The 11,619-nt window shown below is 51.4% G+C and carries 11 protein-coding genes; 5 read left to right on the plus strand and 6 right to left on the minus strand.

Going from position 1 to position 11,619, the window contains the following annotated elements; genetic code table 11:
* The first annotated feature begins 30 nt into the window (after nucleotides 1-30).
* Together rnk and uspG are read left to right on the plus strand one after the other, a co-directional pair.
* Nucleotides 31-441 (plus strand): nucleoside diphosphate kinase regulator, encoded by a 411-nt coding sequence (gene rnk, locus U0026_RS16270; RefSeq protein ID WP_062775220.1) that lies wholly within the window; start codon nucleotides 31-33, stop codon nucleotides 439-441.
* 166 nt (nucleotides 442-607) lie between these two features.
* Nucleotides 608-1,036: a universal stress protein UspG gene (gene uspG / locus U0026_RS16275; RefSeq protein WP_062775221.1), complete on the plus strand. Its 429-nt coding sequence runs from the start codon at nucleotides 608-610 to the stop codon at nucleotides 1,034-1,036.
* A 122-nt stretch (nucleotides 1,037-1,158) separates the two neighbouring features.
* On the opposite strand, the gene ahpF is transcribed toward uspG, so the two are convergent.
* Complete coding sequence (ahpF, locus tag U0026_RS16280) at nucleotides 1,159-2,724, minus strand: alkyl hydroperoxide reductase subunit F (RefSeq protein WP_062775223.1); 1,566 nt, start codon at nucleotides 2,722-2,724, stop codon at nucleotides 1,159-1,161.
* A 297-nt stretch (nucleotides 2,725-3,021) separates the two neighbouring features.
* Entirely contained in the window at nucleotides 3,022-3,585 is a 564-nt protein-coding gene (ahpC, locus tag U0026_RS16285) for an alkyl hydroperoxide reductase subunit C (protein ID WP_052284784.1), read from the minus strand.
* 631 nt (nucleotides 3,586-4,216) lie between these two features.
* Here ahpC and citR point away from each other — a divergent pair.
* The 3 genes from citR (at nucleotide 4,217) to U0026_RS16300 (ending at nucleotide 7,088) form a co-directional block, all read left to right on the plus strand.
* A complete protein-coding gene (citR, locus tag U0026_RS16290; RefSeq protein WP_062775225.1) occupies nucleotides 4,217-5,155 on the plus strand; it encodes a DNA-binding transcriptional repressor CitR in 939 nt (312 codons plus the stop codon).
* A 98-nt stretch (nucleotides 5,156-5,253) separates the two neighbouring features.
* Nucleotides 5,254-6,477 carry a phosphoadenosine phosphosulfate reductase gene (locus U0026_RS16295; protein WP_062775227.1) on the plus strand — a complete coding sequence of 408 codons (1,224 nt, stop codon included), beginning with the start codon at nucleotides 5,254-5,256 and terminating at the stop codon, nucleotides 6,475-6,477.
* Nucleotides 6,462-7,088, plus strand: coding sequence for an IbrB-like domain-containing protein (locus tag U0026_RS16300; RefSeq protein WP_062775230.1), 627 nt, complete (start codon nucleotides 6,462-6,464; stop codon nucleotides 7,086-7,088). The genes U0026_RS16295 and U0026_RS16300 overlap by 16 nt, the downstream gene beginning before the upstream one ends.
* Here U0026_RS16300 and U0026_RS16305 read toward each other — a convergent pair whose 3' ends face one another.
* From U0026_RS16305 to entH, 4 genes are all read right to left on the minus strand, one after another.
* Nucleotides 7,089-8,249 (minus strand): pyridoxal phosphate-dependent aminotransferase, encoded by a 1,161-nt coding sequence (locus U0026_RS16305; RefSeq protein ID WP_062775231.1) that lies wholly within the window; start codon nucleotides 8,247-8,249, stop codon nucleotides 7,089-7,091.
* 92 nt (nucleotides 8,250-8,341) lie between these two features.
* Complete coding sequence (locus tag U0026_RS16310) at nucleotides 8,342-8,539, minus strand: YbdD/YjiX family protein (RefSeq protein WP_062775277.1); 198 nt, start codon at nucleotides 8,537-8,539, stop codon at nucleotides 8,342-8,344.
* 207 nt (nucleotides 8,540-8,746) lie between these two features.
* Entirely contained in the window at nucleotides 8,747-10,852 is a 2,106-nt protein-coding gene (gene cstA, locus U0026_RS16315) for a pyruvate/proton symporter CstA (RefSeq protein WP_062775233.1), read from the minus strand.
* 352 nt (nucleotides 10,853-11,204) lie between these two features.
* The gene (gene entH, locus U0026_RS16320) at nucleotides 11,205-11,618 is read right to left on the minus strand and encodes a proofreading thioesterase EntH (RefSeq protein ID WP_062775234.1); all 414 of its coding nucleotides are present in this window, start codon (nucleotides 11,616-11,618) and stop codon (nucleotides 11,205-11,207) included.
* Nucleotide 11,619: the final 1 nt, after the last annotated feature.

Below are 11,619 nucleotides of genomic sequence, written 5' to 3' on the forward strand. Positions count from 1 at the left end.
TTGGATAATAGAAATGACATGGAGTAGAGAATGACCAGACCTGCCATCATTATTAATGAGTTCGATGCCGAGCGTATCGACCGCCTGCTTGAGCAACCTGCTTACGCAAATTCACCGGTGGCGAATGCGCTAAACGACGAGCTGGATCGTGCCCAGATGTGTGCCCCAGAGGACATGCCGCATGATGTAGTGAGTATGAATAGCCAGGTCAAATTCCGCGACCTCACAACGGGCGAGGAGCGTGTACGTACGTTGGTATTCCCAGCCAACATGACCGATAGCGCTACCCAACTCTCAGTGATGGCTCCCGTCGGTGCGGCCCTTCTTGGCTTGCGTACCGGTAGCACGATTCACTGGGAACTGCCGGGCGGCACGTCCACCCACCTGGAAGTGCTTGAACTCCTTTACCAGCCGGAAGCCGCTGGCGAGTTCAATCGCTAACACCAGTAGCTGACTGATTAAGAGGATGCCGGGCATCCTCTTTCTGCCTCCCCACCTCACGAAACTTTACAACTCTTCCCCTACCTCGACACTATTTTGCGAACTGAATGACATATTAAAAATGCATTCTGTGTTTTGATAGTTTCACAAAGACAAGGAGGAGCCTATGTACAAAACAATCATTATGCCCGTTGATGTTTTTGAGATGGAGTTGAGTGACAAAGCCGTTCGCCATGCCGAGTTTATGGCGCAGCAGGATGGTATTATTCATCTTTTGCATGTGCTGCCGGCCTCGGCCAGCTATACCATGAGCCGCTTTGCGGGCGACCTGCGTCGCTTCGAAGAGCACCTACAGCAGGAAGCCGAAACCCGTCTGCAAACCATGGTGAGCCATTTCAGTATCGACCCTTCGCGTATCAAGATGCACGTTCGTTTGGGCAACGTTCGCGACGCCGTCAATGGTCTTATCGAAGAGCTGAATGCCGACATGGTGGTGATTGGTTCACGCAATCCATCAATCAGCACCCATCTGCTGGGCTCTAATGCTTCCAGCGTGATTCGTCATGCCCATATCCCAGTATTGGTCGTACGGTAGTCACAATCCAAAGCAAGCCTGAAAGCTGCGCGCCATCAGGCAATACGCAACAGATTGCCTGATGGACACAAAAAAAGGCCACCTTTCGGTGGCCTTTGACATTGCAGGTATTGTCTTCTTTTTTATGCTGTTTTGGTGCGAATCAGATAATCAAATGCGCTCAATGACGCCTTCGCACCCTCGCCTGCGGCGATGATAATTTGTTTGTAAGGCACGGTGGTACAGTCGCCCGCCGCAAATACGCCTTTGACGTTCGTTTCACATTTCGCATCGATGATAATTTCACCCATACGATTACGTTCGATAGCGCCTTCCAGCCAGTTAGTGTTCGGCAGCAGGCCAATCTGAACAAAGATACCCGCAAGCGCAACATGATGCTCATCGCCACTCACGCGGTCACGGTACTGTAAGCCGGTGACTTTGCTGCCATCACCTTTCACTTCCGTGGTTTGCGCGTTCAGGATAATGTCGACGTTTTTCAAGCTGCGCACTTTATCCTGCAATACCTGATCGGCTTTCATTTCTGGGGCAAATTCCAGCAACGTCACGTGTTCAACCACGCCCGCCAGGTCAATCGCCGCTTCAACACCGGAGTTACCGCCGCCGATCACCGCCACGCGTTTGCCTTTAAACAGCGGGCCATCACAGTGCGGGCAGTAGGTCACGCCTTTGGTGCGATACTGATCTTCGCCCGGTACGTTCATGTTACGCCATTTAGCACCGGTAGAAATGATGATACTGCGTGCTTTCAGCACCGCGCCGGAAGCCGTTTCAATCTGATGCAGACCACCTTCTACCGCTGCCGGAATCAGCTTTGAAGCACTCTGAGAATCAATCACATCAACGTTATATTCATTCACGTGTGCTTTTAACGCACCCGCCAGCTTCTGGCCTTCCGTCTTCGGCACGGAGATGTAGTTCTCAATGTCGACCGTATCCAGCACCTGGCCGCCAAAGCGTTCGCCCATCAAGCCTGTACGAATACCTTTACGTGCAGAATACACCGCAGCCGCTGCGCCGGACGGGCCGGATCCGACGATCAGCACGTCATAGGCATCGCGTTGATTCAGTTCTTCCGCTGCGCGTTTTTCCGCACCGGTATCGACTTTCGCTACGATCTCAGTCAGCGTCATACGCCCCTGACCAAATTCCTGACCGTTCAGGTAGACCGCCGGAACGCCCATCACGTTACGTTCCGTGATTTCGTTCTGGTAAACCCCACCGTCAATCGCGGTATGTTTAATGCGTGGATTCAGCACCGCCATCAGGTTCAGCGCCTGCACAACATCCGGGCAGTTGTGGCATGAAAGCGAATAGTACGTTTCAAATTCAAAATCACCGTCAAGGTCGCGAATCTGCTCAAGCAGAGACTGTGCCTCTTTTGACGGATGACCACCAGTCCACAACAGCGCCAGTACCAGCGAGGTAAACTCGTGGCCCAGCGGGGAGCCTGCAAAACGCGGCCCCTGATCAGAACCTGGATTAGTAATCAGGAACGATGGCTTACGCACTGCCAGGGTGTTGTCTTCTTTAAAGGTCACTTTATCTGACAGTTCAGCGATTTCAGCCAACAGTTCCTTGATCTCTGCCGATTTTGCGCCGTCATCCAGCGTGGCAATCAGCTCAACAGGTTTGGTCAGCTTCTCAAGGTAAGCCTTGAGCTGGGTTTTCATGTTGGTGTCGAGCATTTTTATCTCCTGGGCTTAAAACATCATCATGCAAGCGGCCACATACGCGCTGCGTGTAAGCAACTTGCATCATGATGCTGGAATAAAACAGGCGCAGAGTTGCGCCTGTTGGATGCCGGATGGCACTGCGTTTATCCGGCCTACATACTGGTGCACCCATTTTAGAGGGGTGATTTCCTAAGTATTTCACATCACAGCAAGGCGGCTAGCGAGTGAATCCCCGGGAGCTTACATAAGTAAGTGACCGGGGTGAACACGCGACGCCAACGCCGCTGTGGTGCGAAAGACGACGGAAATTTAAATCTTACCGACCAGGTCTAAAGATGGAGCCAGAGTCGCTTCGCCTTCTTTCCACTTAGCCGGGCAAACTTCACCTGGGTGGGAAGCAACGTACTGAGCGGCTTTAATTTTACGCAGCAGGTCAGACGCATCGCGGCCGATACCTTCAGCAGTAACTTCGATTGCCTGGATGATACCCTGTGGGTCAACAACGAAGGTTGCACGGTCAGCAAGACCTTCATCTTCACGCATGTTTTCAAAGTTACGGGTCAGGGCGCCAGTCGGGTCACCGATCATCGCATATTTGATTTTTGCGATGGTGTCAGAGCTACCGTGCCATGCTTTGTGGGTGAAGTGGGTATCGGTAGAAACAGAGTACACGTCTACGCCCAGCTTCTGCAGTTCTTCATAATGGTCTGCTACGTCGCCCAGTTCAGTTGGGCATACGAAGGTGAAGTCAGCCGGGTAGAAGAAGAAGACGCTCCAGCGACCTTCGGTATCTTTCTCGGTTACTTCGATGAACTCACCGTTTTTGAACGCCTGGTTTTTGAAAGGTTTGATTTTGGTATTAATTAAGGACATCTATACTTCCTCCGTGTTTTCGTTGAGGTCTAAGTTAACGAACTTTTCCCGATTCGACCAATGCGTTTACATTATCAAATCAATCAGCGTTACCTAACAACCGGAACAGAACAACTTTGTGAACCTATGATGGGGACAGGCACAAATTGCCCATACCCGGAGATCAATGGCCCCATGGGCCGTTACAGCTTCTCGATTACAGCACCCAGTGTTTTAAAGGACAACACCTCAGTCATCTACCTGACCAATGGTTGTGATAGGCTATGCCATAGATACGTGATTACATACTGATTTTACAGAGATTTTACATGCAAAACTCTTCTTTACTGTCGTATTTTCTGTCGCGATTTGCGCAGCGTCATACGTTTCCACCTGGAAAAATGGGAAGAAGAGCCGCTAAAAACGAAAATATATAATAAGGACAAATAAAATCTGTTTTCTTTATTTATATAATTCAGAGAACAAATACATTTGCCAACCTTAACAAATAGTGGATAATTTCTTTTCTCTGCTATATATTTAGTTTAGATTGAAACTATATTTAGATTTTCGAACACATGGATTGTTTCGATGAAATATAACAAAGCGCACTATGCTGTGCACGGTAGACAAAAAATATCAAGGAGATTCAATGGCTAACCTCTATAACCTGAAGCGTTTCGATCTCAACCTGCTGATCATTTTCGAATGTATCTATCAAAACCTCAGCATCAGCCAGGCGGCACAAACGCTCTTTATTACCCCTTCGGCCGTTAGCCAGTCGCTACAGCGTCTTCGTGTTCAATTAAACGACCCTTTATTTGTTCGCTCAGGGAAAGGCATTACGCCAACGACCGTCGCGGTCAATCTGCACCATCATCTTGAAAAGAACCTGAACAACATTGAAGAAACTATCAATATGATGGGGACTTCTGAGCTCAAAAAACAATTTGTGGTTTACGGCCCACAGTTTCACGCCATACCAGCAATAACAGATTTCATGAATATCCTCATCGAGGACCCCAATCTGGAAGTGACCTATCATGATACTTCAGCCATCACTGAAGATATTGAAGACATCATGAACTACCGCAAAGCAGATGTTATATTTCATATTGCCCCTTGTACCAATCGTTCACTTATCTGTATTCCATTGAATAAGTTCAATATTTCCCTTATCTGTCGAAAAGATCATCCCCGACTAGGTAATAATGCAACATTTTCAGAACTGTCGAAGGAACGGTTTATACTATTTCAGGCGCGTGAAAATGAAATAAAAGATTATAAACAATACTATGAAGAAATTTCATTAACTGAAAGAAACATTGCCTTTCGCTCATCTTCACTGATGAGTCTTGCTAATACCATTCATAGCAGTGACCTAATTGGATTCATGCCAACGAGAGTGTTTGAACTGCTTAAGGACTCTCTAAAATTAAAAGAAGTAATACTTCCAAAGAGCCTTCCGGAATTCACTATGTATATGATTTACAGTCGCTCATCAATGAGCTCTCCGTTCTTTTCAGAAGTAATTAATAAAGCCAACAAATTAAAGTCGCATTCAGCAAATGAATGCAACAAAGATATTTAATTAAAAACAAATATATAAACTTTTATTTATCCTCCTACGATTCATTGTATTATATTAGCCTTCCGTTAGACGTCATCGCCATAAAGGACGGCTGATTTATGTCAATCACCAAACTCCCGCTGCCTCTTTCCGTACTTGAGGCAAGCCGGGAACGTATTCGCTGGACATTAGAGAATTTCCCACGCGTCTGTGTTTCATTCTCAGGTGGTAAAGATTCCACGGTAATGCTGCATTTAACCGCTGAAATTGCGCGTTCATTGGGTAAAAAAATATGTGTCCTGTTTATTGATTGGGAAGCTCAGTTTTCCTCAACCATCGCCCACTGCGAAAAATTACGTGAAGTCTACCAGGATGTTATTGACGAATTCTATTGGGTTGCGCTGCCGCTCACCACGCAAAATTCACTGACGCAGTTTAACCCTGAGTGGCAATGCTGGGAGCCCGGCGCAAAATGGGTACGACATCCCCCGAAGGATGCCATCACCGACCCCGCCTTCTTCCCCTTCTACCAAACGGGCATCACCTTCGAAACGTTTGTACAAAAGTTTGCTGAATGGTTTTCTCAGCGGCGTCCGGCTGCCGTGATGGTCGGTATTCGCGCTGATGAATCTTATAACCGATTTTTAACCATCTCCTCCCAGCGTAAACGACGCTTCGCCGACGACAAACCCTGGACCACCGTTGCTCCCGGTAACCATGCCTGGTACGTCTATCCCATCTATGACTGGAAAACCGCCGACATCTGGACCTGGTGTGCGAAAAGCCACCAGCCCTATAACCCGCTTTATGATCTGATGTACCAGGCGGGGGTTCCACTGCGGTATATGCGCATCTGCGAGCCTTTTGGCCCCGAACAACGCCAGGGACTGTGGCTTTATCACGTCCTCGAACCGGAACGTTGGGCGGATATGTGCCAACGGGTGAGCGGCGTTCACAGCGGCGGTATTTATGCAGGCCAGGACAACCAGTTCTATGGGCATCGAAAACTCGACAAGCCGCAGAATCACAGTTGGCGCAGCTATGCCCATTTCTTACTCCAAAGCATGCCAGAGACTACAGCGGACCACTACCGCAACAAAATTGCTGTTTATCTGCACTGGTATCAAAAACAGGGATGGGAAGATATTCCCGATAGCCAGGAAAAAGATCTGGGTTCAAAAGATATTCCATCATGGCGACGAATATGCAAGACACTGTTAAATAATGATTACTGGTGTAGATCGCTCTCCTTTAGCCCCACGAAATCCAGCCACTATCAACGCTACCGTACGCGTATGGAGCAAAAGCGCCAGCAATGGGGAATTTTATGCGACAACGACTAATAGAAGAAATGCATGACTACCTGCAAGCCCTCTCGTTTGATGAAAAAATCGAGGCGCTGAATCAGTTTCGCCAGGCGCTGCATGAAGAAAGTCCGTTTAACGATCAGCCTATCGACTGTGTGCTGTGGGTCAAAGAAGAGCAGGTTTCACCTAACGACTACAATCCCAACAATATGGCCCCGCAGGAAAAACGGTTACTGACCAAATCACTGGAAGCCGATGGTTTTACACAACCGATCGTGGTGATTGAGAAGCAAGATCACAGCTTTGAAATCGTTGATGGCTTTCATCGCCACGTGCTTTCTCAGTCCAAAGCCGCATTGAAAAAACGCTTTCACGGCTACCTGCCGGTCACGCAGCTAGAACGCCAGGACAGTTCGCTGCCTTCACGGATGGCTGCCACCATTCGTCATAACCGCGCGCGTGGGCGTCACCAGATTAGCGCAATGTCAGAGATTGTGCGTGAGCTCAGCCAGCTCGGCTGGAGCGATGAGAAAATGGGACAAGAATTGGGAATGGACGCCGACGAAGTACTGCGGCTGAAACAGATAAACGGCCTGTGCGAAATGTTCGGTAATCGTCAGTTCTCACAGGCCTGGACGGTCAAATAACTACAATTGACACAGTCGCTCGGCGGCCGCCAGCAGGGTTGATTCCTGCTTGGCAAAGCATAGACGAATTAACTTGTGTGGGAACGGCGCGGCGCAAAATACCGACAACGGTATTGCCGCCACGCCAATCTCCGTCGTTAACCACCGACAGAAACTGACGTCATCCCACTCAGAAATTGCGCTGTAATCGGCCAGCAAGAAATAAGTGCCTTCACAGGGCAGAAGTTTTAATCGGCTTTGGCTTAACGCATCAATAAACAGATCGCGGCGCGCACGGTAGAAATCAGGTAGCTGACGGTAATGTTCGGGTTCTTCGCGCAGCATATCGGCAAGCGCCAGTTGAGCCGGTGTATTAACCGCAAATGTCAGATACTGGTGAACCTTGCGAAGCTCCGCGCTAATAGCCGCAGGCGCAATGCAGTAACCCACTTTCCAGCCGGTCATATGATAGGTTTTGCCAAACGACGATACCGCTACCGCCCGCTCCCGAAGCTCGGGATGAGCCAACACGCTGGCGTGTCCTTGTGTTGCAAAGCAGATGTGTTCGTACACTTCATCACTGAGCACATAAATTTCCCGCTCGGCAATCGCCTGCCAAAGTGACTCAAAGTCCGCTGCCTGCCACACCGTGGCCGTTGGGTTATGCGGAGTATTGAGGATAACCAGCCGAGTTTTGTCCGTTAATTGCGCGGCAAACGCCTGCCAGTCAACGCCAAAGTGCGGTGGCTGGAGCGCGATACGCTTCACTATGCCACCAGAGAGCTCGACGGCTGGGGCATAGCTGTCATAACTAGGATCAAAACAGATAACTTCATCACCAACGCGTACCAGCGCGGTAATGGCGGCGTACAACGCTTCGGTTGCCCCTGCGGTTACCGTGATATCGCTATTCGCATCGGCCACATAACCGTACAGCGCGGCAGTTTTCTCAGCAATGGCTTCACGCAGCGCCTGCGCGCCGGTCATCGGCGCATATTGATTGGCCCCGCTTGCCACATGGTATGCCAGCCGCACCTGAAGATATTCCGGGCCGTCAAAATCAGGAAACCCCTGAGACAGGTTGATGGCCTGATGCTCATGGGCCAGCGCGCTCATCTGGGTAAAAATCGTGGTGCCAAGATGGGGGAGTTTACTTTGCGGGATGAGTTGCTTTGTTGTCATTCGTTGTCTGCCGCTCGAGAGACCAATGTTAACAACAATATAACACGGAGAGCGGGTTTGGCAATCAAGACGTTTAGATGTCTAAATAAACATTAGCAACACTTAGCGCCTCCCTTCCCGCCATAGCGCGCGTCCTGACGATCGCGGAAGAACGCTTCGTAAGTCATCGGCTCCTGGTCTGGATGATTGATGCGCATATGCTCGACGTAGTTGTCGTAATCCGGCACGCCAATCATCATTTTTGCCGCCTGACCGAGGTATTTCCCGGCTTTCGAAAGAGTATCAAACATCTTTTTATCCTTTAAAGTGGACCCGGCGGCGCTGCGCTTGGCCGGGCTACAAATTTGCACAATCGCGTACATTGCCGGATGGCGGCTACGCCTTATCCGGCCTACACCAATCGGTAACCCGGCCAAGCGCAGCACCGCCGGGAAAAAGCGCGCGTTTCGCCTGAGGGTAGCCCGGCCAAGCGCAGCGCCGCCGGGAAAGCACGCGCATTAATGCGCGCGTTTCGCCTGAGTCACCAGACTTTCCGCATCCGCCGGCATCGGCTCATACGGGGTTTCTTTCGCCGTCGGTTTATCTTCCTTCAACGCCGCCAGCGCGGTTTTGATGGAGAACACTGCCAACACCACAACCACCACCATAAAGAAGATAGTCAGGCCAGCATCCAGACGGTTGTTAAACACCAGCTGCGAAAGCTGAGATTCGGTGTACTGCGGCGGGATATTTCCGCTGTCGATCATCGCCTGGAACTTGTTGGCAATCGCCAGGAAGCCCACGCGGGTATCTTCGCTGAACGATTTCTGCCAACCGGCAACCAGCGTACACACCAGCAACCAGGAGGTTGGCACCAGTGCCACCCACGCATAACGCTGACGTTTCATCTTGAACAGTACCACCGCACAAAGCATCAGCGCCATACCGGCCAGCATCTGGTTAGCAATACCGAACAGCGGCCACAGCGTGTTAATGCCGCCCAGCGGGTCAACCACCCCTTGATGCAGGAAGTAACCCCAGGCCAGCACGCACAGCGCCGTCGCTAACAGGTTCGCGGGCAGCGAGTCGGTACGTTTAAGCCCTGGGCTGATAACGCCCAGCAGATCTTGCAGCATAAAGCGTGCCGCACGGGTCCCGGCATCGACCGCCGTCAGAATAAACAGCGCTTCAAACAAAATGGCAAAGTGATACCAGAAAGCCACATCCATCAAGCCGCCCAGCGCACCGTGCAAGATGTAGGCCATCCCCACTGCAAGCGTTGGCGCACCGCCCGCTCGTGAGATAATCGACTGCTCGCCCACCTCATTGGCGATTTGATGCAGCAGATCCGGTGTGACCGCAAAGCCCCAACTGCTGACCACCTGCGCGGCAGACGCCACCACGTCAACGGTACCGGCTGGCGCCAGCATCGCCATCGGGCTGTTCATCGCAAAGTAGACACCTGGGTCAATGATACACGCAGAAACCAGCGCCATGATGGCGACAAAGGATTCCATCAACATCCCACCGTAGCCGATAAAGCAGGCCTGGCCTTCGTTCGCCAGCATCTTCGGCGTAGTGCCAGAAGCAATCAGCGCGTGGAAGCCAGATACCGCGCCACAGGCGATGGTGATAAACAGGAACGGGAAGAGATCGCCAGTCCATACCGGGCCGGTGCCATCGATAAATTTCGTCAGCGCGGGCATGGTCAGGGTTGGACGCATAATCAGAATACCAATCGCCAGGCCGACGATGGTGCCGATTTTCAGGAAGGTAGAGAGGTAGTCGCGTGGCGCCAACAGCAGCCACACCGGCAGTACCGAGGCCACAAAGCCATAGCCCACCAGCATCCAGGTCAGCTGTACACCGGTATAGTCAAACCATGGAGCCCAGGTCACACTCTCTGCTACCCAACCACCGGAGATGATAGCAAATACCAGCATCACAAGGCCGATAACCGACACTTCGCCGATACGTCCCGGACGCAGATAGCGAATATAAATCCCCATAAACAGCGCCAGCGGGATGGTGAAGGCCACGGTGTAGGTGCCCCACGGGCTGTGGGTCAACGCTTTTACTACAATCATCGCCAGTACCGCCAGAATGATCACCATGATCATAAAGGTGGCAACCAGCGCAATCACTCCTGCAGTAGGGCCCATCTCTTCACGAACCAGTTCGCCCAAAGAGCGACCATCACGACGCGTGGAGACAAACAGCACCATAAAGTCCTGCACCGCCCCGGCAAGCACCACGCCTGCCAGCAGCCAAATCATCCCCGGCAGATAGCCCATTTGTGCCGCCAGCACCGGTCCCACCAGCGGGCCAGCCCCGGCAATGGCCGCAAAGTGGTGACCGAACAGCACTTTTTTGTCGGTGGGTACGTAGTCGAGGCCATCGTTATGACGCACGGCGGGTGTCATACGCGTCGGGTCAACCTGCAAGACCTTTTTCGCGATATAGAGACCATAAAAACGGTACGCGATGAGATAAACGCAAACCGCCGCCACGACGATCCACAGCGCATTTATCTGTTCACCACGGTTAAGGGCGATATAGCCCAGGGCAAACGCTCCGACAATGGAGAGCAATGCCCATATAAGGTATTTCCCTGAATTGTTCATAGTTATTGTCCGTATCAGTAGCAGAGGATGTTACATTTTGTGTCCATAGCAACACCTCTGATTTAACATCTTAGAAACGGATATGAACAGGAAGAGAACCTGACTTTTACATCACAGTGTTAAGGGGATCACTTAAGTCAGTAAAACAGATGAGGGATGAGGAGAGAAATTGCGATGAATGCAGGGATGTGGGGCGGCAAACTTCCCGGCGGCGCTGCGCTTGGCCGGGCTACATGCGTGCATATTTGTAAACCGTACGAACGAATGTGTGCATATTTGCAAACCGTTCGAACGAATGTGTGCATATTTGTAGCCCGGCCAAGCGCAGCGCCGCCGGGAACGGGCACAATGCTTAACCGAGCACCGCCGTCCCTAACCGGCAGGTACAACAGCGTCGCCCCTGTTCGTCAAACACCACTATCTCCCAACTCTGGCTTTGACGCCCTGTATGCAGCGGCTGGCACACCGCCCGCACCTGCCCCTGCGACACCGGGCGATGGTGCGTAGCGTTCAGCTCCGTCCCCACCACGCACTGCCCGTCGCGGGTCATCAGAAAACCGGCCATCGAGCCTAACGTTTCTGCCAGCGCCGCCGATGCCCCGCCGTGCAGCAAACCAAACGGCTGATGGGTCCGGCTATCCACTGGCATCACCGCTTCCAGGCTATCATCGCCGATATGGGTGTAGACAATGCCCAGATGCGCGACCATGGTGTTATCGCTGGTCGCATTCAGTTCATCAAGCGTCAAATGACGTTTCCAGATCATC

It is taken from the genome of Kluyvera intermedia, assembly GCF_034424175.1.
Lineage (GTDB): Bacteria > Pseudomonadota > Gammaproteobacteria > Enterobacterales > Enterobacteriaceae > Kluyvera > Kluyvera intermedia.